We start from the raw sequence: 24,681 nt of genomic DNA, 5'->3' as shown, positions 1-24,681 counted from the left end.
TCCTCCTCCTTCCCGGATTTAATATAATGCGCCATCCTTGAAGTACTTGCGGGTAATGGCGTTGGTACCAAAGACAAGGATAAATCCGATGACGGACTGGAACAGTCCCACGGCCATCGCTTCGGAAGGGTCGCCGATCTGGCGCAATGAACGGAATACATACGTATCAATAATATCTGTAGTCGAATACAGGGTGCCGTTGTCCCCGATGAGCGCATAGATCATCCCGAAATCGCCGTACATAATTTTGCCGACCGAGAGCATGGTCAGGATAATAACCGTTGGCATCATTAGCGGAAGCGTGATCCGGAAGCACATTTGCAGGCGGCCCGCCCCGTCAATCTCGGCGGCTTCATACAACGTCTCGTCGATGCCGGTAATGGTTGCCAGGTAGATGATCGCGCTCATGCCGGCGCCCTTCCACACATGCATGATGGTCAGAATCGCCGGCCAGGACTGGGCTTCGGTATACCAGTTGACGGAGGACATGCCGAACTGGTTCAGGATTCTGTTAATCACGCCCATATCCATGGAGAACAGCGCGTACAGCACATAGCTGATGACGATCCATGAGATGAAGTTCGGAAATAACATCAGCGACTGGCTGATCTGCACAAACAGCTTCTTGCGCAGCTCATTCAGCACCAGTGAAATGGCCAGCGCCATCAGCGTACCGAAAACAATAAACAGTAAATTGAGGTAAATGGTATTAAAGGTAACTGTAAGCGCCTTATTGGAACGAAAGAAAAACTCAAAGTTTTTGAAGCCGACCCATTCGCTATGGAAGATTCCCTTTGTATAATTGAAGCGTTGGAAAGCAATGACCATATAAGGATAGGTCAGATAGCCGAAAATAAACGTGTATGCCATGGCCGGCAAAACTAACAAATAGGATGTGCCATTTCTGCGGATGTCTGACAGTATGCTGAGCCCTGAACGCCGTTTCTTCTTCAATTCCTGTTCCCCCCTATTTGTTTGTAATAGATGACTGTTGCCTTGATTTCAGCTTAGTCATAGCCGCAACGAGTGTCTATTTTAAAACCCGGCAAACGCTTTCAAATAAGGGTTCAAGGCTTTCAAAAAAACGGAATGGCTTTCATTTTCGCCTGATCCGGTACCTTTTCAGTCAAGAATGTACTATATTTAGAAATGATAACGTGCAGCTTGGGGAGGAATACAACATGCGGGCAACCATCAACCGGCTTGTTCGATACAAGGCATTTCAAAAACTCACGATCTCCTATTTCCTTCTCGTGCTTCTAACCGTAAGTCTGCTGTCCAGTGTACTCTTCTCCCTGTTCTCCAGAAGCGCCATTAAGGAGATCGAACGCAATTCCCGGGCAATGTTATCTCAGATCACGTACGCTTCGGATGTAGTCTATAATCAGGTCATGACGATTGGAAATACACTGCTGACTCAACCGGAGATCCTTTCGTTTCTGGATGAGACGGCAGAGAACAAGGTAAGCAATTATCATATTTTTCAGCAGATTGAGCAAATTGCCAATTTGAATCCTTATATCCACAGTATCGGAATCCACCGGCCTTCTACAGGCACGACAGTCGATACCGCCGGGCTTCCGTTCGACGTATCGCTCACTGCCCTTAGCGCGAAGCAGTACATGGAATTCAATCCGCGCAGCCTGAAGGTTGCCAGCCGCAACAACGGCAGACCCTTACAGTTCCTGACCTTCTTGCTGTATCCGAACTTCGCATACCAGACCGCAGGCAATCCGCTAATCTATATCAATGTGGAGGAGCAGTCGATACTGACGACCATCCGTAAGATAGGCAAAGCAGACGCGGCCAATAATGTCTTCGTGATCAATAATGAAGGTAAAGTGCTGTCCAATACCGATTCCAATCTGTTCCTGGATGATCTATCCGGGGAGGAGTATGTACGGACGGTATTAATTGAGAACCAACCGGAGAACAGCTTCACCACGACGATCGCAAACCAAAAGAATCTGGTCACTTATGTGAAATCAGAGGAACTGAACTGGTATTTTGTAAGCGTTTCACCGTATTCGGAGCTTATTTCTAATATTGATCAGCTCCGGAGAATTACGCTGCTGGTGACCGCCGGAATTGTACTTGCAGGTCTGTTGAGCTCTATCCTGTTGACCTCGAATATGAATAAGCCTTTATCGGCGCTGCTGGAAAAAGTGATGCCAAGCCCGGTCAAGCCCGCATCCGGCTTGGCACTGATAGATGAGTACAAGATGGTGAATGAAGTGTTCCAATCCTATCATGAACGTGAGAAATCGATGCAGTTCGTTATCAGCCATTCTTCCCGGACGGTCCGTGAGCATTATCTACATGCCTTGCTGCGGGGTCATTCCCTGGAGGACTCTGCCTCCAGCGAAATCATTAAGGAGATTGGAGAGGAGGTTGCCGGACCGTTCTTCGGCGTGCTGGTGTTCAAGATCAATGAGCTTGAGCCGGCAGGGGAGAGGGTAGAGGGGAAACAGCAGTCCTTGCTGCGCTTCGCGCTGGGGAATATCGCCAAAGAGCTGCTGGAGCATATCGGCCCCTGTGATGTGCTCATTATGGGCGGAAATGAAGCTGTTGCCATCCTTCAATACACGAAAAATCAGCTCCCGGAGGAGCTAAAGCCTGCCTTGCGTAATATTCAAAGCTTCCTGAATCGTTATTTCAAGGTGACGGTATCTATAGGGATAGGCGATATCTCCTTTGGCAAGGGGAATATTCCGTCCTCGTACACCTCAGCCCAGCAGTATGTGAAATACCGTTTAATCTATGGGAAGGAAGCGATTCTGGATGCAGCAGCGACACGGCACCATGTGTTGAAGGTCTTAAGCTATCCCGCCGCCTGCGAGAAGAAGCTGATAGATGCCGTCCAGCAGGGCAAGCCGGAGCCTATTGTTAGCGCGATAGAAGAATTTATCGATACCCTATCCGGCGGTTCGGTTCATCAGATCATTACCTTCAGCACGCAGCTCATGTTATCTTTGCTCAAAGCTTTTGACTATTTACAGCATGTGCCGGATTCGAATTTCAATGATTACCTGCAGGCGGTAACCGAGATTGAAGGTGCTGAGGATCTGACGGAAATCCGTGACATATTCAACCGCTATTGCTCCACCATCTGCAAGTTAATTGAAGACAAACATCATTGGATGAATGCCAAGAAACATAATAGTCTCATTGAAAAAGTGCAGAATTATGTCCATGAACATTATGCCGAGCCTAATATCTCCCTTGATCTGGTGTCCAAAATCGCCGGACTGTCCCCCAGCTATCTGGGCAAGCTGTTCAAAGGAGCGGCCGGGCAATCCTTCAGTGAATATCTGAACAACACCCGGCTGGACAAAGCGAAGGAGCTGCTTGCTTCAACTCCTGACACGGCGGCCAAGATCAGCGAAGCGGTCGGGATCTACAATATCACTTACTTCTCCACCCTGTTCAAGAAAAAGTACGGGCTGACCCCTTCGGCCTTCCGTGAGCAGGAGGCGATGAAGGGCACGATGGATGATGAAGGATGATCATTTCCCGCTTAAGGCTGCTCCGCATATCTCCACCAGGCAAAGGTTCCGGCGATTCCGATAATCCCGGTATACGCAATGATGATGATACTGCTCAGCTGCAGCGAACCGGTGCTTTGGAATACCGACGGGATGGTCCATGGGAAATAAGGCGCGAATCCAAAGGAACTGAGCACATTGGACAGAATGACGATAATCAGGATGAGCCCCAGAGGTGCCAGGTAGCCCTTGGTCACATTAGCCAACAGAATGCTTGGCGCGGTCACAAGGATGTACAACAGCGAAGTGACCAGGAACTTAAGGAATAAGCTCCAAATGAACGCGGCGGACCCGCCTGCAACACCGAGGATGGCTCCTACGGCAAGACCAATAGCGAACATATAGATGGACAGTAGCAGGCACCATGCTAAAATGACCAGGAACTTGGCCAATACAATTTTTGCTCTGGAAATGGGCTTGGCCAGTAAATCCTTAATGGTCCGGTCCGAAAACTCCCGTCCGAAGACCCAGGCCGCCACAAAGGTGTACCCGATCAGTCCCAGCGGGGCAAGTGTCTCCAGCAATCCGGTTAAATACACTTCCCAGGTGACACCGCCGGCGTCACTGGATAATACATTTCCGACGCCCATCATGATGGGCCCGAAGCCTAAAACCAGGAACATAATCCAGAATACATTCGAGCGGATAATCTTGCGAAGCTCACAATGTAGCACCGATAGAATATTCATTATACAATCCCCCTGTTAACCCCGATGGTGCGGAGAAAATAGCCTTCCAGGTCCTCTGTAACTACCCGGAGCGACGTTGGCGGTTGATTGCTTTGCACGAGCAGTTCAGCCAGCCGTTCAGGATGATCTGCGGCATGTTCATTGGTTAGTTTAATAGAACCGTCCGCTGTATCCACGAAGTTATAGCCATGCTCCTCCAGCACCTTCTTTAAGGCAGGCTTGTTCCGGCCGTTCACGACCAGACTTTTCTCCAAGGACTGCTCCAGCTTGTCCATTGCGACTTCTTGCACCAGCTTGCCGCCGTGAATAATGCCAATCCGTGTGGATACCTTCGAGAGCTCCTCTAACAGATGGCTGGATATAAATACCGTGATGCCGAAATTGTGCGCCAGATTGTATAACATATTCCGTATCTCCGCAACACCTGCAGGATCAAGGCCGTTGATAGGCTCGTCCAGAATTAGAATTTCCGGGTTATGAATCATTGCTTTAGCCAGTCCCAGGCGCTGCTTGTTTCCGAGTGAGAGATGTTTGGCTTTTTTCTTTTTGTGCGGCGTAAGCCCCAGCTTATAGATGACCTGATGCACAGCATCCGGGTCCGGCAAGCCTTGCATACGCCGTGCGATATCAAGATTCTCCGTCACAGTCAGATCCGGATAAAAGGTAGCCTCCTCCAAATATCCGACGTTGCTCCATAATTTGGAGTTTCCGGCGTCGACCTTCTCCCCTAACATATAGAGCTTGCCGGAAGTAGGCTTAATCATCGCCAGGAGCATCTTGATCGTCGTTGTCTTCCCGGCGCCGTTCAGTCCCAGGAATCCGTAGATCTCTCCCCGGCTGACCTCCAGCGAAAGATTGTTTAATATGGTATAGTCCCCAAAGCTTTTGTGCACTCCGTCAATTTGTATGGCGGGCGTGCTGCCGATTCTTTTCTTAGATAAAATACTCATTTGTCAAACCTCCTGCTTGGTTCCAGTGATTGTTGTATCCTGCTACAACTTATTGTCACATCCAAACATGAAGCTTTATTAAAAGAAAAATAAACAGATCTGAAGAAAGTATAAAAAACTATAAAGGCAGACTGAATCTGATCCCGAGTCCGCCATATTCGGAGGAGAAGGCCGCAATCTCGCCCCCGTGATGTTCAATAATTGATTTACAGCTTGCCAGTCCCAGCCCAAGTCCGCCCTTACGGATCTGCCGCGACGGGTCCACCGTGAAGAATTTGAGGAACAGCGAAGACATATCCTTTTCCGGCACACCAATGCCATTATCCTCAATCTGAAAATAGGCATGATGCTCCCGCAGATATCCGGTCATATACACCTTAAGCTCTGGCTTGCCGCCATATCTAACAGCATTACTGAAGAGGTTGCCGAACACCCGGCGAATCATCGGTTCATTAACCGTCAGCCATATACTGTCCGTGAAGGAATGGCGGCAAGCCAGTTCAATATCAAGACCCGCCAGCTCATACTCATATTCAAAAGCAATGTCGGCAAAGAGCTCTGTCGCCTTTACAGGCTTAGCGGTCATGGATTCAAGCTCCGATTTTTCTTTGGTGAAGCTGGAGAAATCATTGAGGAGTTCCACCATGTAGGCTGACTTCCGCTGAATCAATTCATAATATTCCTGCTTCTCAGCTTCGGGTAAGTCCTCATGTGTAGCCAGCAGCTCAGTGAAGCCGTTAATCGAGGTCAGGGGTGTCTTCAAATCGTGGGCGATGGCGGCAATCATATCGGTCTGCTCTCTATGGGCGAGCTGAAGCCTGTGCTCCATATTGTTGAAGTGCTTATATAACTCTCCGATCTCGTCCTTGCGCTTCAAAGCCAGTGGAGGCAGGGGATGGACCACATTGACCTCCTCCAGCCGGGCATTCAGCCGCCGGATAGGCTTCTCAATATAATAATGAATATAGACGATCAGAATGGAAAATATGCAGCCGGCGATGACGAAGATGGGCAGCAGTAATACTACATAGGGTGAGTCCAGCAAAGTGGTACGTATGGGGGAATATACTGCAAAGACAAACTTTAAATACAAACCAATCGAGAACATTAGAATCAGCAGCATCAGCAGGAATAACAGGGGAAGCTTTATTTTCAGTTTCATGCTATTGCTCTCTTTCTGTGTATTTATAGCCTATGCCCCAGATGGTTTTGATAAAGTCATACTCAGGACCCAGCTTCTTGCGGATATTCTTGATATGAACCGTTACAGTGTTGATCTCGCCGTATTCGTCTCCCCAGACGTTCTCATAGATCTGCTCCCGGCTCAGTACCTGGTTGGGGTGACGCATCAGGATAGACAGAATTTGAAATTCCTTCGCGGATAAATCGAGCTTCCCGCCGTACAGGAAGGCTTCATACGTTTTGTCATTCAAAATGAGCGGAGCATCGGCCTTGTCTTTGGCGGAACTAAGCTCGCCCCACTCTTTGTGCAGCCTGTCCACCTTGCGGAAATGAGCCTTGATCCTGGAGGCCAGCTCCTGAATACTGAACGGCTTGGTCATGTAATCATCTGCGCCGATTTCCAGACCGACAATTTTATCAATGTCCTGATCGCGCGCACTTAATAACATAATCGGAACATTATAAGACGACCGGATCGTCCGGCAGACATCCAGTCCGTTCATATCAGGCATGACGATATCAAGAACAACGAAATCAATAGGGTGATCCTCCACCGCAGATAAAGCTTCTCTCCCCGAACTGGCCGTAATGACAGCGAATTGCTCATACCTTAGCGTCTTGCTGATGAGCTTCATGATTTCTTCATCATCGTCTACCACTAATATTGTTTTGGACACTAGACTACCTCCCGGGGCAATAACCATTCTGTGGTTAATCATAATGGCTTGATGTTGTTGTTGCAAACTTGCAGATCCCGGTCGGGCGCTGGATAAATACCGCGTTGTCAGGCCAGCGTGAGGTATACCTGTATACTTCGCCGGCATATGTTGAGACAACGGCTGAATAGCGTAATTGCTTACAGGGATAAGGCGGTGATGAAAAGCTTGGTCAGCCCGCGCAGCCAGACCTATAAGCAGAGGAGGCCTTAAGCATGTTATACTTAAATACTGCAAATTTACAGAGCATACAGCTTCCCTGGAACAGAAGTGTCGATACCATACGGAGTGCTGTCCAAGTGATGGCAGCGCATGAATTTTCCCAGCCTATTAAACCCTATCTGCTCTTTGATAAAGATCCAAGCAGCCGGATTATTGCCATGCCCGCTTATGTGGGCGGAGAGATCGGGATGGCCGGCATCAAGTGGATCGCCAGCTTTCCCGGTAACCATGCCAGGCAGCTTCCCCGTGCCCACTCGGTGACGATCCTGAATGATTCAGGCAGCGGGAAGCCTGTAGCTATAATCAACAGTCCGCTCATCTCCGGGATTCGCACGGCTTCAGTCAGCGGGCTGATGATTCAGGAATTCGAGAAGGTACACCCTTTTGCCGATCAAATCATTGCCGGTATCGCCGGGTTCGGGCCGATCGGCCAGCTCCATCTGTCGATGCTGAATCAGCTGCTCGGGGACCAGCTGGAGGAGGTTCGGATCTTTGATCCGAATCAAGATGCGCTGCAAGCTATCCCGGAAGAGCTTGGAACAAGGGTACGGCCTGTGGATTCATGGGAGGAAGCCTACGAAGGGGCTGATCTGTTCGTTACCTGTACCATATCCAGCTCCGGTTACATTGACCGCAAGCCCAAAGATCAGAGTCTGCTGCTGAATGTGTCACTGCGCGATTTCACCCCGGCGATCTTAAGCCACACCTCTGCCATTATTGTCGATGACTGGGATGAAGTGTGCCGTGCGAATACGGATATTGAACATATGCATCATCAAAGAGGGCTGCGGAAGGAAGACACGGCATCTATCGTTGAGGTGGTCTGCGGCAACGCGCTGGCCAAATACCCGAAGGAGGAAGCGGTCATGTTCAATCCGATGGGAATGGCTGCCTTTGATATTGCCATTGGATCACTGTATTATCGTGAAGCGCTGAATCGCGGGTATGGTAAGGAGCTGGAGGAGTAGCGGCAAGATCAGCAAGCTCAGCACAACAAATAACCAGACCGGACAAGAGATAAGAGATACTCTTGTCCGGTCTGGTTATTTACTGCCAAGTAGTTAGTTTACCGATGCTTGCGGTGCTTCTTCTCTTCCGGTTCTGGTGCAAGGCCGGGAGCGGCTACTTCCGGGTCATTCCCCAGCACGGCGCCTACGATCTCATCCAGCTTGTCTGTTTCCGATTGACCGTCCGCCGGACTGGATTCGCCCTCCGGGATCGGGTGGACACCTGCGGTGCGTCCGTCGAGCGGAGCTTTGTGATCATCCTTCATCTGTAAATCTCCCTTCTATGTGCAGGTTCTGTCTTAGGATGTGTCTGCGATAACCGTTCTATGTAACGATAACCGCAGCGGAGACTGGTGAACCACCCGGCTGGTTAGGATTGGCGGACCACTTCCATACTCTTTTCCAGGGCAGTCTTATAATAGTGGCATTTATGGTCTATGACTTCCATCGTTTTTCTTAATTCCTCCATCTGCGCTTCTACGGAAGCCTTCCGCTCCAGGAACATGTCGTATCGGCGCTGCAGGGTGGAATCTCCTTCGGAGCACCATTCAATGAAATGCTTAATCTCTTTGATGGGCATCCCGGAGGCCTTCAGGCATTCAATGATCTTCAGGGCCTCCATGTCGGAGGGCTTGAATACACGTTTGCCGCTGGGCGTTCTCTCTATAGAAGGGAGCAGGCCCTCTTTGTCATAGTAACGCAGGGTATGCGGGGTCATGTTGAAATGCGCTGCGGCTTCGCTTATGGAATAGGTCTTCATCATCGTTCTCCTGTCCTGGATATTTCGGGCTTGACTTAGAGTTAACTTTAAGGAATATTATAAGCTTTGTAAAGCTTAAGGAATGATGTCTACTATTCTATTGAAAAGAGGTCTCACTATGATACAAGTTAATGCACATGCTGCATTCAGCCAGGAAGGCCCGTTCAAGCTGACTACGATCGAACGCCGGGAGCTGCTGCCGCAGGATGTTCTGATCGAGATTAAATACGCCGGTATTTGCCATTCCGATATTCATACCGTCCGCGGGGAGTGGGGACCGGTGAAATATCCGCTGGTTCCGGGGCATGAGATTGCAGGTATTGTCAGCCAGATCGGTTCTGGAGTGACGAAATATGCTGTTGGCGACCGTGTCGGGGTAGGCTGTATGGTCGATTCCTGCGGAGTGTGCAGCAGCTGCCGGCAAGGCGAGGAGCAATATTGTCTGGAGGGGAACACAGGAACCTATGGAGCGACTGACCGCCACGGGCACTATACACAAGGCGGATATTCCACACATATCGTTGTCACTGAAGACTTCGTGGTGCGGATTCCCGACAGCCTTCCGCTTGACGCTGCTGCACCGCTGTTGTGTGCCGGAATCACTACTTACTCACCACTGCGCCACTGGGGAGCTGCTCCCGGCAAAAAGGTAGCTGTAGTCGGTCTCGGCGGGCTGGGGCATATGGCAGTGAAAATTGCTCATGCCATGGGGGCTGAGGTTACGGTGTTATCCCAATCCCTGAAGAAGAAGGAAGACGGCCTGCAATTGGGCGCAGATCATTATTATGCCACCACTGATCCGGAGACATTCAAGCAACTGGCCGGTTCCTTCGATCTGATCATTAATACGGTCAGTGCGCAGGTAAATATCAATGCCTTCCTGTCACTCCTGGCGCTGGACGGGACGTTGGTGAATGTCGGTGCACCCGCTGATCCTTTGGCTGTTAACGCCTTCTCGCTGATCGGTCACCGCCGTTCCTTTGCCGGTTCGATGATCGGGGGAATCCGCGAGACACAGGAGATGCTTGATTTCTGCGCTGAACATCAGATCGCTTCCGAGATCGAAGTGATTTCGGCTGACCAGATCGATGAAGCCTGGGAGCGTGTACTGGCCTCGGATGTGCGTTACCGGTTTGTGATTGATATCAGCACGATGGGGAAGGCATAAGGATTTAGAAGCGCAAGCTCCTTCACCTATATTGTCAAAAGAAACAGCCTGCGGGAATGGAACTACTCCATTCCCGCAGGCTGTTGGTATTTCTGCTGAGCTTCTCCTACGAGAAGCTATACAGCCGTACCCCGTGCGGAGGCACGGTGGTCTTCAGCACGCCGCCGCTAAGTTCAGCAGGCGTCTGGCTCCACAGCTCCGTACCTGCGGCCATGCCGCTTAGGCCGATCTCTTCGAGACTCAGGTCAACCGGCAGCGGGCCGCTGCCAATGTTGAAGACGGCTGCGTACCGGGTGCCGTCGTCATGAGCTGCGGTCCAGACGATCAGCTCATCGCGGTACAGGGCTTCCCTGGCGCCATGGCTCTCGCGCTGCATGCGCAGCACCTCACGGTTGGTGAGCAGCGACAGGGTCCAATCGTCGTTATCCCGCAGCTCGCCGCCGAAGATCAGCGGCGAACGGAAAATACTCCACAGCGACATCATCGTCAGCTGCTCGTCACGGGTGAAGCGGGTCCAGCGGTCATCCCCGCCGCCGTCGACGGAGCGGACGCCGATGTGTCCGAGCGGCAGCATGTCGCAATCCGGCCATGAGCCGGCCTGCGGGACGCCCTGCCAACTGCGGCAGCGGCTGAACATGTCCAGCAGCAGCTCCCAGCGGTCCCAGAAGTCATCCGTGATGCGCCACATGTTGGCATGTCCGGTGAAATGCTCTTTATATTCTACCGGAGCGGGGCCGGGGGAGAGGCTCAGGACCATCGGACGTCCGCAATTTTCGATTGCCGCAGAAATCAGGGCAATCTCCGGCTGATGGGTATCGTAGAGTCTCGAGGCGGCGATGTCATCCACCTTGACCAGATCGACCCCCCACTGGGCGTACAGTTCAAAGAGTGAATTGTAGTAGGCCTGAGCGCCTTCCTTAGATGCATCGACACCGTACATATCTGTATTCCACGGGCAGATGGAGTTCGTGTGCGCGATCTCGCGGGCAGTTGCCTCCGTACCTAGAATAGCGGTGCCTGCATGGGCGGCCTGGCGCGGAATGCCGCGCATAATATGAATACCGAATTTCAGTCCCAGGCTGTGGACATAGTCGGCCAGCGGCTTGAAGCCCTGGCCGCCTGCTGCCGAAGGGAAGCGGTTCTCGGCAGGCATCAGCCGGGAGTATTCATCCATGATCAGAGGGACGAAGGGGCGGTACAGAGAGGACACGGCACCAGGCTCATACCACTGAATGTCAACGGTGATATAGCTCCAGCCGAAGTCTTTGAGGTGCTCGGCCATATATTCCGCATTGCCGCGGATTTCCGCTTCTGTTACGGCTGCGCCGTAGCAATCCCAGCTGTTCCAGCCCAGCGGGGGGACAGGTGCTGCAAGCTTATGATTCATTGTATAATCTCCTTATCAGATGGATTATTGCTCTTCTTAAGTCCATCATAATCAAGGATAAATTCAATATCTATAGTAATCTTATAAGCCGGATAGCACTATATTGCGCTCAGTCAAAAAAGAGCTGGCGGTAGGTCAGGCTCTCGCCCCCGCTGCGGAAATCGCCTGGTGTCAGTCCGGTCAGGCTGCGGAACGCTTTGATAAAGTAGCTTCCGCTGGAGTAGCCGATCTGCTGGGCAATGCCTTCAATGCTTAAGCTGCTCCCCCGGAGCAGCTCCATTGCCTTCTCCGTGCGGACCCGGGTCAGATAAGCACCGGGCGTATGGCCGGTGCTGGCCGAGAAGCGGCGGATGAGATGATACTTGGACAGGGAGACGTGCTCCGACAGCTGGTCGATGCTGATCATCTGCGAATAATGCTGCTCGATGAATTCGGCGGCGCGCTTGATATTCTCTGACCAGTTGTCCCTGTCGCGCAGCGTAGCTGCCTGCATTCGGGTCAATTCGGTCATGAATTGGTAGACGTTGGACGAGGCGATCAGCGGATCGGAGATTCTGCCCGCTCCGGCATCCACAACAATCATCCGCGCCAGCCGGACAGGGGCACAATCTGCGGGCAGCCGGGGTACCTCACCCGCTTCGCGCAGGAATCTGCGCCAGTGGGGCAAGATCAGGCTGGGGCGCATCAGGAGGAACAGAAACTCCCAGGGCTCGTCCGCATCCGGCGGATAGTAATAACGGTGCGGTCCCGGGATTTCCGCCAGCAGAGCCTGTCCGGCCCGGACCCGGTAAGTCCGGTTCTCTGACTCGAACATGCCCTCACCAGAGAGGGTGTACTGGAACAGCAGCAGCGGGCCGTCGCTGCGCTCCATTCCGTCCCAGCGGTAAGCGGGATCAGAGACGGAATCATAACCGGCAGCGAATAATACACATAGCTGCAGCTCTTTGTCTTCGGCGAAGCGGAAGCCGTAAGTTCCTTTGGGGATGTCCATGGATATCCTCCTTTTTTCAAAATATAGAATGTATATGTTACCACTTGACAAGTACTTAGTATCTTACCACACCAACCTATGCAGCTATATGAAAAGCACTGCTAAACAATCTTCATTGCCAAGATAAAGCACCTTTGCTACTGTTACGAATAGAAACGAGAGAAGGAAGGTTATGGAATGTCCCAGATGCAAACGTACCAACCGGCAGCTAATCATGTCAGAATTATCGGGCGGACCCACTGGATGGGGGAGGTGCTGTGGCTGGCGCTCTCCGGCGGCGGGGTGGAATTCTCTTTCTGCGGCCGGGCGGCCCGGATCACTCTGCAAGGCGATGATACCGCAACAACCGGCAACAATCTGGCCCGGATCGGAATCAGCGTTAACGGCCGGCGGGTGATAGACGATCAGGTGGATCAGCCGCGCAAAACGTATACAGTGTTCGAAAGCGACACCGAGCAAGAGGTTACCGTAAGAATTACGAAGCTGTCTGAAGCGGCCATGTCAACGGTTGGCATTGTAGAGATCGCGGTGCAGGCTGAGGAAGGGATTAAGCCGACCCCATCCCCGCAGCATACGATCGAATTCATCGGCGATTCCATTACCTGCGGGTATGGTGTGGATGATGAAGAGGCGCTACATACTTTTTCTACGGCTACAGAAGATGTAACGAAGGCCTACGCCTACCTGAGCGCAGAGCAGCTTGGTGCGGATTACAGTATGGTATGTTACAGCGGATACGGCATTATTACCGGCTACACGGAGAACGACCAGAAGCTGACCACGCATCTTCTGCCCGATTACTACGAGAAGGTGGGTAAGTCGGAAGGGAGGTTCGGCGGCAGTCTGCTGCCCCAGGAGATTCCTTGGGAGTTCAGCAGATTCACACCGGAGCTGATCGTCATTAATCTGGGGACCAACGACGATTCGTACACCAAGGAGGACCCCGCCAAGCAGGCGGATTATGCAGAGAACTATGCCGCTTTTCTCCAAAAGGTCAGAGAGAAAAATCCCGATTCCACCATTCTATGTACATTGGGTATCATGGGGGACAGGCTGTATCCTACACTGGAGCAGGCGGTGAGCCGCTATACCCGGGAAACTGGCGACAGCAGGATTTCAGTGATGAAGTTCGAGGTACAGCGCGAAGAGGACGGCTACGCCGTTGACTTTCACCCTTCCCGGCTGACCCACCGCAAAGCAGCTGACAGACTGACATCCGAAATCCGAAAGCTGATGAATTGGTGAGCGGGCTGGTGAAGAATGGCGCTGGTAGTCCAGTGGTGATTGCACTATGTGCAATAGAAATTCAAAAAAACCCTCAATAAATGGTCTCTATTGTATTTAGTACAGTAGAATGTTGGAGAGAAGCCTAATATGGGCAAAATCTCTGAATTCTGCTGTACATAATACAGTAGAATAGCTAAAAAGTTAGTTTTACAGCTCGATCTAATGTACAAAATGCAATAGGTACATACTACCCGTCACCGGTGAATCCCCTTCTCCCGCACAAACTTCTCCAGCACCCCGAACTCCTCCGTCACCTTGGTGAACGGCAGCGCGGCAAGGACCTGCTCCCGGTACGGGTTGCGGGCTGCGGCCGACAGGCGGGAATCCAGAATGCTGAGCACGCCGAGGTCTGTCTCGCTGCGGATCAGACGCCCGGTGCCTTGCCGCAGGCGGAGCAGCATGTCCGGCACGTAGACCTCCATAAGCGGATTCCCCGCCTGCGCAGCCTTGTATTCGTAGACAGGATCGGCCGGAACCGGGAACGGCAGCCGGAAGACGATCAGATGCGACAGATCTGCCCCCTCAATATTCACGCCTTCCCAGAACACACCGGTACTCAGCAGCACGCCCTTGCTCGCCCGGAACTCAGTGATCACCCCGTCCTGGGACGAGCCTTCCCGCTGCATATGCAGCGCCCACTTCACTTTCTCCTCGCTCAGCTTCTTGTGAATGTACTTCATATCCTCTTTGGCCGAAAAAAGCACCAGGGTCCGCCCATCCGTTAGATTGCATAGCCGCAGCAGCTCCTTATATGCCGCTTCCAGATAAGCTTCCCGGTTGTTGTGGTTATAGTAAGGAACGTCCTTGGCGATATACATCATCGTGTGGTTGTCGTAATCGAACGGTGAAGCTTGACGCTCCATATACTCCCCCCTGTAGCCCAGCGAACGGGACAGATAAGCGTATTGCTCCTCCAGCGTACCGCCCGACTGGCTGAGGGTCGCAGAGGTCAGAATGACAGAGGTCTTGCCGTTAAATATACTGTATTTCAGGAATTGGCTAATCCCCTTAGGGCAGATACTGACGGAAGCTTCTCCCCGGGGCTGGCTGGCCCAGAGCAGATAGTTGTCCTCCGTCCCGGCAAGCACCTGGAAGAGGTCAATCATTGCGTTAACCGCTTCGAAGGTATTATCGATCTCCCGCTCATGCCGGGAAGTCAAGACCGAGAGGCTGAGGCGGAACTCCTGCAGAAGCTGCACAGCCTGCTCTAGCGGGACTCCCGTAATCGCCGATACTTTAATCCGGTCAGTATCCTGCTTGGCCGTGTGCAGCAGGTCTGCTTCTATCTGTCTGAACAGCTCTTTGGCGCAGCGCCGGACGAACTGGAAGGACTTCATCAGGCTGCGGTCTGCGGATTGCTTATACAGCAGCTGCATGGCATCCTCCAGCACCCGTGAGATCCCCCGGAAGGTGAACTCATGCGTCTGGGCATCCCGGACCTTGGCCTCCAGATTATGCGCCTCATCTATAATAATCAGTGCAGGCCGCTCGGTGATCAGGCCTTTGGTGCCTTCTTTTTTCTTGATCAGGTCACGGATCAGCAGATCCTGGTTCACGATGATGATATCCATCTCACCCGGGCCGGCGTTGATCTTAGCCCGCATGTCATAGAAGGCGCAGGTATGCTTGTAGTGGCAGTGCTCGAACTTGCAATCCGTCACACACACGTTAGACCATAAGGCATCATTGACCCCGCCCTTCAGATCTGCCCGTTCGTTAATTTCTGCATTAAGGATACCCTCTGCCAGTACAGTGAGCGGGGAGCCGGGCTCCCCGGACGGGAACAGGTCCGCTGCCCGGTACCGGCAGGCATATTGCCCCATGCCCTTGCCGACCACAGAGCGGACCATGGAGAAGCCGAGCCGGCTGCCGATGAACCGCAGATCCTTATGGATCTGTTCGGAGAGCTGGATGGACGAGGTGGCGATAATGACCGGCTGCCGGGAGAGCTGATTAATGAGCAGGCCGGGAATCAGGTAGGCGAAGGATTTGCCGATGCCGACCCCGGCTTCAATCATTGCATTCCGGCCATGGACATAAGCGTCAGCAATATCCAGCGACATATCCTGCTGGCCGAGCCGTTCAGTGAGACCGAGCCGTTTGAACCGGTCATACATGCGGAAGATGGCATTGACCAGGGCAGGCTCGGCGTCATTGGCCGGCTCCTTCTTCTGTAATTTGTAGAGATCATTTAACCAGTTGATGACGACCGCCCCTTTTCTGTGTCAATGTTAGTCTTGTCCTGCATGGATTACGGCAGAGGTTGTTATTATCTTAGATGGCGGGCGAACAGTCAAGGGTTATGGCTGAATCTGTATTCTAGATTCTGGAATTTCGTCCCTTGCAGGCAGGAGCGGGGCTGCATTCGATCAGAAGGTCCATATCTATTATAATCAAGACATAATCTGCGTACTGATCATGAAGGGAGAGATAGGATATGAGCGAACGTCTGCCTTGTCAGACCCCGGGCTGCACGGGAACAATTCTTCCTGCAACCGCACTGAAGACCGGGGGCATCTGTATGCCCTGCTATCAGCAGAAGAGAGCGATAGGAAGACAGGCTTATATTGAACAGAACCGTAAAGAGGTGAACAGATATGCCGGTATCCATGATCCGGTTGAGATTCTCACCATTATGCACAGCCCGCGGAAGCCTGATCCGCTGATCAAGGAAGTTCCTTACCCCCGGACTGCACAGGAGCTGTATCATGATTTGACAGAGGAACAGAGAGAACGGATGGAGAGCTACGCCGTTCATTTATTGGAAGAAGAGGATATAGACCAGGCGGAGATGGTCCTGGTGTCACTCCTCTGCTTCACAGATACACGGCTTGGGCCAGGTCTGGAAATGCTCCTCCGCACAGGGAATTATGCACCCGCGATCCTTTTCAAGAATGCTGACGCGAAGGTAAGGGACCGGCTCATTGCCCAGGTGGAGTCCGATCCGGTTAACCGTAATCTGCTGCTGCTGGCGCTGGCCTGGATTGGCGATGAAGTGGTGGTCAGGCAGTTCGCGTCATGGCGGCAGTCCCCGCCGGAGTGGGCAGCAGCGTTATATCAGGCGCCAGAGACGTATGCCCTTGAAGCTGGCTGGGAGCTGGATGCTGTAGGCGGAAAAAGGCAACTATACCATCCTGAATGTTACCCCTTCCTGGTAAGCAGGGAAGACACTCCGGAAGCGCCTGGTGCTCCGGCGGCGGTTCAAATGCTTCAGACAGGAACGCAAGCCTGTCCTTGGTGCGGAGGTGCGCTAACCGTTTTATTCGATTACGATTTGCAGCATCCGCAGGTTAGGTTCATGGAACTTCCCGGCAAGCGGTTAAGAATTGCGGCCTGTATGCACTGCAACTGTTACGGCACTGTATATATGAAGATTGATCTGGAGGGCGGATATTCATGGAGTGAATATAATGTTGTTCCCGGATATCTGCCTGACAATACTGGAGGAGCATTGGCGTGTAGCGGATGGCATGTAATGCAGCTGTCGGAACAGCCGGCCGGTACTTATGAGAGTGCACACTGGGTGCTGGAGGCACCGGCCTCACAGATCGGAGGGCATCCGGCCTGGATTCAGGATGCGGACTATCCGGCCTGTCCCTGCTGCGCACAGACGATGACTTTTGCAGCGCAGGCGGATATGGGCCAGGTGGCGGAGGACGAGGGGATTTATTATGCTTTTCTGTGCCGGGAGTGCCTGATTACAGCGGTGAATTACCAGCAGACCTGAGTTTCGTGATTAGAAATTTTGGGTATATAAGCTATATTTTCGAAATATAAACGCAAGGCGAGCCACAAGCTGGAAAGTGAGGGTTCTCATGGATTTTCCGGTCAACATCCTGCTCGTAGACGATCATCCCGAGAATCTGCTTGCCCTTGAGGCCGTTCTCCGCGGAGAGCCTTACCGGTTGTTTCGGGCTTATTCCGGGATTGAAGCGCTGCGCTGTCTGCTGGAGGAGGAATTCGCCGTCATTGTGATGGATGTGCAAATGCCGGGGATGGACGGGCTGGAGACGGCGCGCCTTATCCGTACCCGGGAGAAGAATCATGTGGTGCCGATTATTTTCATGTCCGCTAACAGTACGACGATGGAGGATATCTTCGCCGGTTACTCTGTCGGCGCGATGGATTACATGACGAAGCCCTTCGTCCCGCAGCTGTTCAAGTCCAAGATTGAAGGCTACGTCAGCATGTATGAAGCGAATAAGACGCTGCAGCTCCAGAGCGAAATGCTGAAGCAGCAGGCCCGGCAGCTGGAGAGGACAAATCAGGAGCTGAGGGAAGCGAAGGAAGCCGCAGAGATTGCCTCCAAGGTGAAATCGGAATTCCTGGCGATGATGAGCCATGAAATCCGCACGCCGCTGAACGGGATCATTGGGATGTCTGATCTGCTGCTGGCCTCGGATCTGCCGGAGGAATATTGTGAGATGGCGGGGATTATCCATACGAGCAGCAATGCCCTTCTGTCGGTGATCAATCCGATTCTCGATTATTCCAAGCTGGAAGCCGGGAAGCTGGTGGTGGAAGAGGCGCCGTTCTCTCTGCAGGACTGCCTGAGCGAGACTATTGCTCTGTTCACTGCTAAGATCCGTGAGCGGAAGCTTGACATGGTGGTGGAGATTAATCCTGCTGTGCCGCCTGATCTGGTGGGAGATGTGAACCGCCTCCGCCAGGTGCTGAATAATCTCGTAGGCAATGCCGTGAAGTTCACCCATGCAGGCAGTGTATACATAACGGTTAACAAGCTGGAGGGACCGGCAGAGAAGCTTACACTTGAATTCACAATCAAAGACACAGGAATCGGGATTCCCCCGAATAAAATCGGCGAGCTGTTCCAGCCCTTCTCCCAGCTCGACGCCTCTACCACACGCAGGTTCGAAGGCACGGGGCTTGGCTTATCGATCAGCAAAGCTCTGGTAGAGCTGCTGGGCGGAAGCATCCGGGTCGAGCCATCGGAGGAACCCGGGGCTACGTTTGTTTTTACAATTGCCGTTCGTGAGCAGCTTGGATTGGAGAGCAAAAATACGTGCTGAATAAGGGGCAGGGTTGATACTATGAGCGATGACAACCAAAACAAAGAAAACCAGGGCGATGGAATAGACGCCGGCGAACTGCTGAGCGCCTTGATGGCGATGAAGAAGGGCAATTTCTCCCACCGGATGCCTTATGACCGGACGGGGCTCGCCGGTAAGGTAGCGGATACGTTCAACGAGATTATGGATATTCAAGAGAGTCTGGTGAACGAGGTTCAGACGGTGGCCAGAGTGGTCGGCAAGGAAGGGAACCTGTCCAGACGGTTCGTGCAGAAGAATCTGGGCGGGTCCTGGGAGACGGTGACCGATTCCTTGAACGGCCTGGTGATTGACCTGATTCAGCCGACCAGCGAGATGGTCCGGGTAATTAACGCCGTGGCCAAGGGCGATCTGTCCCAGCAGGTGGAGCTGGCGATTGAAGGACGGCCGCTCACGGGCGAGTTCCAGCGGACGGCAAGCAATATCAATAGGATGGTGAACCAGCTGAGCACGTTCGCCTCCGAGGTTACACGCGTGGCGCGTGAGGTGGGTACCGAAGGGATTTTGGGCGGACAGGCTGATGTGAAGGGGGTCTCCGGTACTTGGAAGGATCTGACCGACAGCGTCAATTATATGGCGACGAATCTTACGGATCAGGTACGCAATATCGCGGCGGTGACCACAGCCGTGGCGAACGGCGATCTGTCGAAGCAGATTACGGTCAATGCGAGCGGCGAGATTATGGAGCTGAAGAATACAATCAACACGATGGTGGATCAGCTCTCTATGTTCGCCTCTGAGGTGACCCGGGTGGCGCGTGAGGTCGGGACCGAAGGCAAGCTTGGCGGACAGGCCGATGTGAAGGATGTCTCCGGCACCTGGCGGGATTTGACCGAGAGCGTCAACTATATGGCGTCCAACCTGACGAATCAGGTGCGGAATATCGCGGTGGTGACCACGGCGGTTGCCAACGGCGATCTGTCGAAGAAGATTACGGCCGATGTGCAGGGTGAAATTCTGGAGCTGAAGAACACGATCAATACGATGGTGGATCAGCTATCGACCTTTGCTTCCGAGGTGACCCGGATGGCGCGTGAGGTCGGTACGGAAGGGATTCTCGGCGGGCAGGCTGACGTCAAGGGCGTGTCCGGCACCTGGCGGGATTTGACCGAGAGCGTCAACTATATGGCGTCCAACTTAACGAATCAGGTGCGCAATATAGCAGAAGTGACCACGGCGGTAGCCAAGGGCGACTTGTCAAAGACGATTACTGTCGATGCGAAGGGCGAGATTCTGGAGCTGAAAAGCACCATTAACATCATGGTGGACCAGCTCAGTAACTTCGCCTCCGAGGTCACGCGCGTGGCGCGCGAGGTATCTACGGAAGGGATTCTCGGCGGGCAGGCCGATGTGAAGGGGGTCTCCGGGACCTGGAAGGATCTGACCGACAGCGTGAATTTCATGGCGGGTACGCTGACGGATCAGGTGCGAAATATCGCTGAAGTGACTACTGCCGTGGCGAAGGGGGATCTGTCCAAGCAGATTACGGTGAATGCGACCGGCGAGATCCTGGAGCTGAAGAACACCATTAACACCATGGTGGAGCAGCTGTCGATCTTCGCTTCCGAGGTGACGCGCGTGGCGCGCGAGGTCGGCACTGAAGGGATGCTGGGCGGACAGGCGCAGGTGAAGGGCGTAGCCGGAACCTGGCGCGATTTGACCGAAAGTGTGAATTACATGGCGTCCAACCTGACGAATCAGGTGCGCAACATTGCGGTGGTAACGACAGCGGTGGCGAACGGCGATCTGTCCAAAAAAATCACTGCGGATGTGCAAGGAGAAATTCTGGAGCTGAAGAACACGATCAATACGATGGTGGACCAGCTCTCCATGTTCTCCTCCGAGGTGACGCGTGTAGCGCGCGAGGTGGGGACAGACGGCAAGCTCGGCGGTCAGGCGCAGGTGAAGGGTGTAGGCGGCACCTGGAAGGACTTGACCGAAGGCGTAAATAACATGGCCCGCAATCTGACGGACCAGGTGCGCAATATTGCAGATGTGACCACAGCGGTAGCCAAGGGCGATCTGTCCAAGAAGATCACCGTAGACGTCAAGGGCGAGATTCTGGAGCTGAAAAATACGATTAACACGATGGTGGATCAGCTCTCCATCTTCGCCTCCGAGGTGACGCGTGTAGCGCGTGAGGTGGGCACGGATGGTAAGCTGGGCGCACAGGCCGAGGTGAAGGATGTGTCCGGCACCTGGAAGGATCTGACCGATACCGTCAACTTCATGGCGAGCAACCTGACGATTCAGATGCGCAACATTGCCGGTGTAACCACGGCGGTAGCGAACGGGGATCTGTCCAAGAAGATTACGGTCGATGTCAAAGGCGAATTGCTTGAGCTGAAGAACACGATCAATACGATGGTGGATCAGCTGAATTCGTTCGCCTCCGAGGTAACGCGTGTAGCGAGTGAGGTCGGCACGGACGGCAAGCTGGGCGGACAAGCCCAGGTACGCGGTGTCGGGGGGATCTGGAAGGATCTGACCGACAACGTGAATATCATGGCGACCAATCTGACCGATCAGGTGCGCGGCATTGCCAAGGTCGTGACGGCGGTGGCGAACGGTAACCTGAAGCAGAAGCTGACGGTTGAGGCCAAGGGCGAGATTGCCGAGCTGACGGATACGATCAATAACATGATCGAGACGCTGGCTACCTTCGCGGATCAGGTAACTACCGTGGCACGCGAGGTTGGAGCCGAAGGGAAGCTGGGCGGACAGGCCAGCGTGCCGGGAGCTGCGGGTACCTGGCGTGATCTGACCGACAACGTCAATTACATGGCGAGTACGCTGACCACACAGGTGCGGGCCATCACCAATGTGGCTACAGCAGTGACTAACGGCGATCTGTCACGGGCAATTGATGTATCCGCCTCCGGGGAGGTTGCTACGCTCAAGGATAACATCAACGAGATGATCCGTAATCTGAAGGAGACGACCCGGATCAACACCGAGCAGGACTGGCTGAAGACCAATCTGGCCAAGTTCTCGCGGATGCTTCAGGGGCAGCGCGATCTGTATGCAGTCAGCCGGATGATTCTATCCGAGCTGGCTCCGCTGGTATCGATGCAGCATGGCGTCTTCTACATTAATGAGCCCTCCGGCGGGGAAGCTGTTCTGAAGCTGTTCGCCAGCTATGCTTATCAGAACCGCAAGCATCTGGCGAATGAATTCCGTGCGGGGCAAGGGCTGGTCGGCCAGTGCCTGATTGAGAAGCAACGGATTCTGCTGACCAATGTTCCGGGCGATTATGTGATGATCTCGTCCGCACTGGGCGAAGCGACGCCGCTCAATATCATTCTGCTGCCGATCATCTTCGAGGATCAGGTGCTGGCGATTCTGGAGCTGGCGAGCTTCCGGCCTTACAGCGATATCGACATCGCCTTCCTGGATCAGCTTACGGAATCTATCGGCAGTGTGATCAACACGATGCAGGCTAACCAGCGTACGGAGGAGCTGCTGATTCAGTCCCAGTCGCTCACCGAAGAGCTGCAGAAGCAGCAATTGGAGCTGCGGAGCACGAATGACGAGCTGGAGGATAAGGCGAAGCTGCTGGTGCTGCAGAAGGCAGAGGTAGAGAGCAAGAACCATGAGGTAGAGGTGGCCAAGCGTTACCTGGAGGAGAAGGCGGAGCAGCTTGCCCTTACCTCCAAGTATAAATCCGAATTCCTGGCCAACATGTCCCATGAGCTGCGCACGCCGCTGAATTCCTTGCTGCTCCTGGCAGAACAGCTGGCCGAGAATCCGGATGAGAATCTGCATGAGCTGCAGGTGAAGTTCGCGAAGACGATTCAGGACTCGGGGCTTGAGCTGCTGAACCTGATTAATGATATCCTCGATCTGTCCAAAATCGAATCCGGCACGATCACGCCGGATTTCAGCGAAGTCCCGCTTACGGAGCTGACGGACGGGTTGGACCGTACCTTCCGCCATATGGTGGATGCCAAGAAGCTCGACTACCGGATCAAGATTGATCCCGGTGTACCGGCCAGCATCGCTACGGATTCCAAGCGTCTGCTGCAAATCCTGAAGAACCTGCTGTCGAACGCCTTCAAGTTCACCGAGCAAGGACAGATTATGCTGCAAGTCCGCAAAGCAGCGGAGGGGTGGCATCCGGATAATGAATCGCTTGAACGGGCGACAACCGTAATCTGCTTCTCGGTAAGTGATACGGGGATCGGCATTCCGGCGGAGAAGCAGCAGATTATTTTCGAAGCGTTCCAGCAGGCGGACGGCAGTACGAACAGGGAATACGGCGGAACGGGTCTCGGGCTTGCCATCTCCCGCGAGATTGCCGAGATGCTCGGCGGAGAGATTAGCTTGTATAGCGAAGTAGGCAAGGGGAGTGTATTCAACCTGTACCTGCCGACGGAAGCGGAATTCACAGAACCGGAGCCGCCGAAGGCTCATGTTCCTGAGGTCATTGATATCACTCCGGCCAAACGCAGAAGCAGCCTTGTCAAGCCGGAAGAGGAGCCCTTCGCGGATGACCGCGATAGGATTGAACCGGGGGACCGGGTGTTCCTGATCGTTGAGGATGACCAGAAGTTCAACGAGATCATTCTGGGGATGCTCCATAAAAAAGGAATCAAAGCGGTTATCGCCACCAGCGGCTGGGATGTCCTGGAGCTGGTTCAGAAATACCAGCCGTCGGCCATCACGCTGGATCTGCATCTTGGCGGAGATACGGACGGCTGGCTGGTGCTTCAGCAGCTCAAGCATGATATCGGGGTACGGCATATTCCGGTCTGCGTAATGACCGTGGATGAAGACGAGGTGCAGCTGCTGCAGAAGGGGGCTTACGATTACTTCCGCAAGCCCGTGACGAATGAGGAGCTGGAGAGTGCGCTGGACCGGCTGAATCAGTTCGCGGATCACACCACGGCCAATCTGCTGGTCGCCGTCCAGGATGAACAGGAGCGCAAGCATATAGGCGAGCTGCTGGACAACCCGGATCTTACGCTCACGGCCGTAGAGACCGGACGCAAAGCCTTGAACCAGTTGAACAGCAAGACGTTCGATGCGATCGTGCTGGACAGCAGCCTGGCGGATATGAATCTGATCCGCTTCCTCCGGGAGATGTACAAGAACGCCAGGAACAAAAGAATTCCCGTCCTGGTGCAGATGAACCGGAAGCTGACGCCGGAGGAAGAGACCGAATGGGATGAGCTGGCGAAGATGGCGGTGCTCAAAGAGGTGAAATCGGATGCCCAGCTGATTGATGAATCCACTCTCGCCTTGCACCGCAAAGCAGAGAATCTGCCGCCGCTCTCCAGAGACAAGCTCGTGAAGCTGTATCAATCGGATGAGATGATCGAGTATAAAAAGGTACTTGTAGTGGATGATGATATCCGCAACATCTTTGCGCTAACCTCTATTCTGGAGCGCCATCAGATGAAGGTGATCCCTGCAGAGAACGGCCAGGATGCGATCACGCTGCTGGAGCAGACGCCGGATATCGGCATTGTCCTGATGGACATTATGATGCCGGGAATGGACGGCTACGAGACAACCCGGGCGATCCGGGAGAAGCCGGAATGGAGGGACCTCCCGATACTTGCGCTTACAGCCAAGGCGATGAAGGGGGACCGGGAGCTGTGCCTGGAAGCAGGCTGCTCCGATTATATTACCAAGCCGGTGAACAGCGGACAGCTGTTATCGATGATGCGTGCTTGGCTGGACAAATAGAGCAGGACGAATAGGAC

Annotated in this window: 17 protein-coding genes; 7 read left to right on the top strand and 10 right to left on the bottom strand. The window is 53.4% G+C overall.

All coding sequences use genetic code 11. The features are described from left to right. Positions 1–18 precede the first annotated feature (18 nt). A complete protein-coding gene (locus tag NSU18_RS12090; protein ID WP_341019498.1) occupies positions 19–954 on the bottom strand; it encodes an ABC transporter permease in 936 nt (311 codons plus the stop codon). 227 nt (positions 955–1,181) lie between these two features. Between NSU18_RS12090 and NSU18_RS12085 the strand changes: the two genes are divergently transcribed. Then, complete coding sequence (locus tag NSU18_RS12085) at positions 1,182–3,506, top strand: helix-turn-helix domain-containing protein (protein WP_341019499.1); 2,325 nt, start codon at positions 1,182–1,184, stop codon at positions 3,504–3,506. Between the two features lie 11 nt (positions 3,507–3,517). Here the strand turns inward: NSU18_RS12085 and NSU18_RS12080 are convergent, their stop codons facing one another. The 4 genes from NSU18_RS12080 to NSU18_RS12065 form a co-directional block, all read right to left on the bottom strand. After that, positions 3,518–4,234: an ABC transporter permease gene (locus tag NSU18_RS12080; protein ID WP_341149115.1), complete on the bottom strand. Its 717-nt coding sequence runs from the start codon at positions 4,232–4,234 to the stop codon at positions 3,518–3,520. Continuing rightward, positions 4,234–5,184, bottom strand: coding sequence for an ABC transporter ATP-binding protein (locus NSU18_RS12075; RefSeq protein ID WP_341149114.1), 951 nt, complete (start codon positions 5,182–5,184; stop codon positions 4,234–4,236). Before NSU18_RS12075 ends, NSU18_RS12080 begins: the two co-directional genes overlap by 1 nt. Before the next feature lie 118 nt (positions 5,185–5,302). Then, complete coding sequence (locus NSU18_RS12070; RefSeq protein ID WP_341149113.1) at positions 5,303–6,346, bottom strand: HAMP domain-containing sensor histidine kinase; 1,044 nt, start codon at positions 6,344–6,346, stop codon at positions 5,303–5,305. Between the two features lies 1 nt (position 6,347). Further along, the gene (locus tag NSU18_RS12065; RefSeq protein WP_341149112.1) at positions 6,348–7,043 is read right to left on the bottom strand and encodes a response regulator transcription factor; all 696 of its coding nucleotides are present in this window, start codon (positions 7,041–7,043) and stop codon (positions 6,348–6,350) included. Positions 7,044–7,297: 254 nt separating this feature from the next. Here NSU18_RS12065 and NSU18_RS12060 point away from each other — a divergent pair, with 254 nt between their 5' ends. After that, the gene (locus NSU18_RS12060) at positions 7,298–8,272 is read left to right on the top strand and encodes a 2,3-diaminopropionate biosynthesis protein SbnB (RefSeq protein ID WP_341019509.1); all 975 of its coding nucleotides are present in this window, start codon (positions 7,298–7,300) and stop codon (positions 8,270–8,272) included. A gap of 98 nt (positions 8,273–8,370) precedes the next feature. Here NSU18_RS12060 and NSU18_RS12055 read toward each other — a convergent pair whose 3' ends face one another. Both NSU18_RS12055 and NSU18_RS12050 read right to left on the bottom strand, forming a co-directional pair. Next, the gene (locus tag NSU18_RS12055) at positions 8,371–8,577 is read right to left on the bottom strand and encodes a hypothetical protein (protein WP_341149111.1); all 207 of its coding nucleotides are present in this window, start codon (positions 8,575–8,577) and stop codon (positions 8,371–8,373) included. Between the two features lie 104 nt (positions 8,578–8,681). Next, positions 8,682–9,071 carry a MerR family transcriptional regulator gene (locus NSU18_RS12050; RefSeq protein ID WP_341019511.1) on the bottom strand — a complete coding sequence of 130 codons (390 nt, stop codon included), beginning with the start codon at positions 9,069–9,071 and terminating at the stop codon, positions 8,682–8,684. A 118-nt stretch (positions 9,072–9,189) separates the two neighbouring features. On the opposite strand from NSU18_RS12050, the gene NSU18_RS12045 reads away from it, so the two are divergent. Further along, positions 9,190–10,239: an NAD(P)-dependent alcohol dehydrogenase gene (locus NSU18_RS12045; RefSeq protein ID WP_341019512.1), complete on the top strand. Its 1,050-nt coding sequence runs from the start codon at positions 9,190–9,192 to the stop codon at positions 10,237–10,239. Positions 10,240–10,345: 106 nt separating this feature from the next. Here NSU18_RS12045 and NSU18_RS12040 read toward each other — a convergent pair whose 3' ends face one another. Then, on the bottom strand, positions 10,346–11,626 hold the full coding sequence (locus NSU18_RS12040) for a glycoside hydrolase family 27 protein (RefSeq protein ID WP_341149110.1): 1,281 nt from the start codon (positions 11,624–11,626) through the stop codon (positions 10,346–10,348). Between the two features lie 109 nt (positions 11,627–11,735). Further along, the gene (locus NSU18_RS12035; RefSeq protein ID WP_341149109.1) at positions 11,736–12,617 is read right to left on the bottom strand and encodes an AraC family transcriptional regulator; all 882 of its coding nucleotides are present in this window, start codon (positions 12,615–12,617) and stop codon (positions 11,736–11,738) included. A 177-nt stretch (positions 12,618–12,794) separates the two neighbouring features. Here NSU18_RS12035 and NSU18_RS12030 point away from each other — a divergent pair, with 177 nt between their 5' ends. Continuing rightward, positions 12,795–13,862 (top strand): SGNH/GDSL hydrolase family protein, encoded by a 1,068-nt coding sequence (locus NSU18_RS12030; RefSeq protein WP_341149108.1) that lies wholly within the window; start codon positions 12,795–12,797, stop codon positions 13,860–13,862. A 236-nt stretch (positions 13,863–14,098) separates the two neighbouring features. Here the strand turns inward: NSU18_RS12030 and NSU18_RS12025 are convergent, their stop codons facing one another. Further along, positions 14,099–16,021 (bottom strand): ATP-dependent DNA helicase, encoded by a 1,923-nt coding sequence (locus NSU18_RS12025; RefSeq protein WP_341149107.1) that lies wholly within the window; start codon positions 16,019–16,021, stop codon positions 14,099–14,101. A gap of 320 nt (positions 16,022–16,341) precedes the next feature. Between NSU18_RS12025 and NSU18_RS12020 the strand changes: the two genes are divergently transcribed. The 3 genes from NSU18_RS12020 (at position 16,342) to NSU18_RS12010 (ending at position 24,664) form a co-directional block, all read left to right on the top strand. Continuing rightward, positions 16,342–17,631, top strand: coding sequence for a DUF1963 domain-containing protein (locus NSU18_RS12020; protein WP_341019517.1), 1,290 nt, complete (start codon positions 16,342–16,344; stop codon positions 17,629–17,631). A gap of 88 nt (positions 17,632–17,719) precedes the next feature. Continuing rightward, positions 17,720–18,934 carry an ATP-binding protein gene (locus NSU18_RS12015; protein WP_341149106.1) on the top strand — a complete coding sequence of 405 codons (1,215 nt, stop codon included), beginning with the start codon at positions 17,720–17,722 and terminating at the stop codon, positions 18,932–18,934. Positions 18,935–18,955: 21 nt separating this feature from the next. Further along, positions 18,956–24,664 (top strand): HAMP domain-containing protein, encoded by a 5,709-nt coding sequence (locus NSU18_RS12010; RefSeq protein WP_341149105.1) that lies wholly within the window; start codon positions 18,956–18,958, stop codon positions 24,662–24,664. Positions 24,665–24,681 lie beyond the last annotated feature (17 nt).

The organism is Paenibacillus sp. FSL H8-0048 (assembly GCF_038002825.1).
Classification (GTDB): domain Bacteria; phylum Bacillota; class Bacilli; order Paenibacillales; family Paenibacillaceae; genus Paenibacillus_AQ.
The sequence above is the reverse complement of the archived record's forward strand: the minus strand, read 5'-3'. Positions and strand labels throughout refer to the sequence as shown.

Bases quoted from the DNA above. Each gene is read 5' to 3' on its own strand.
- NSU18_RS12080 (WP_341149115.1), bottom strand. From the start codon at position 4,234: ATGAATATTCTATCGGTGCTACATTGTGAGCTTCGCAAGATTATCCGC.
- NSU18_RS12010 (WP_341149105.1), top strand. From the start codon at position 18,956: ATGAGCGATGACAACCAAAACAAAGAAAACCAGGGCGATGGAATAGAC.
- NSU18_RS12060 (WP_341019509.1), top strand. From the start codon at position 7,298: ATGTTATACTTAAATACTGCAAATTTACAGAGCATACAGCTTCCCTGG.
- NSU18_RS12045 (WP_341019512.1), top strand. From the start codon at position 9,190: ATGATACAAGTTAATGCACATGCTGCATTCAGCCAGGAAGGCCCGTTC.
- NSU18_RS12030 (WP_341149108.1), top strand. From the start codon at position 12,795: ATGTCCCAGATGCAAACGTACCAACCGGCAGCTAATCATGTCAGAATT.
- NSU18_RS12015 (WP_341149106.1), top strand. From the start codon at position 17,720: ATGGATTTTCCGGTCAACATCCTGCTCGTAGACGATCATCCCGAGAAT.
- NSU18_RS12020 (WP_341019517.1), top strand. From the start codon at position 16,342: ATGAGCGAACGTCTGCCTTGTCAGACCCCGGGCTGCACGGGAACAATT.
- NSU18_RS12025 (WP_341149107.1), bottom strand. From the start codon at position 16,021: ATGTATGACCGGTTCAAACGGCTCGGTCTCACTGAACGGCTCGGCCAG.
- NSU18_RS12035 (WP_341149109.1), bottom strand. From the start codon at position 12,617: ATGGACATCCCCAAAGGAACTTACGGCTTCCGCTTCGCCGAAGACAAA.
- NSU18_RS12070 (WP_341149113.1), bottom strand. From the start codon at position 6,346: ATGAAACTGAAAATAAAGCTTCCCCTGTTATTCCTGCTGATGCTGCTG.
- NSU18_RS12040 (WP_341149110.1), bottom strand. From the start codon at position 11,626: ATGAATCATAAGCTTGCAGCACCTGTCCCCCCGCTGGGCTGGAACAGC.
- NSU18_RS12085 (WP_341019499.1), top strand. From the start codon at position 1,182: ATGCGGGCAACCATCAACCGGCTTGTTCGATACAAGGCATTTCAAAAA.
- NSU18_RS12050 (WP_341019511.1), bottom strand. From the start codon at position 9,071: ATGAAGACCTATTCCATAAGCGAAGCCGCAGCGCATTTCAACATGACC.
- NSU18_RS12055 (WP_341149111.1), bottom strand. From the start codon at position 8,577: ATGAAGGATGATCACAAAGCTCCGCTCGACGGACGCACCGCAGGTGTC.
- NSU18_RS12075 (WP_341149114.1), bottom strand. From the start codon at position 5,184: ATGAGTATTTTATCTAAGAAAAGAATCGGCAGCACGCCCGCCATACAA.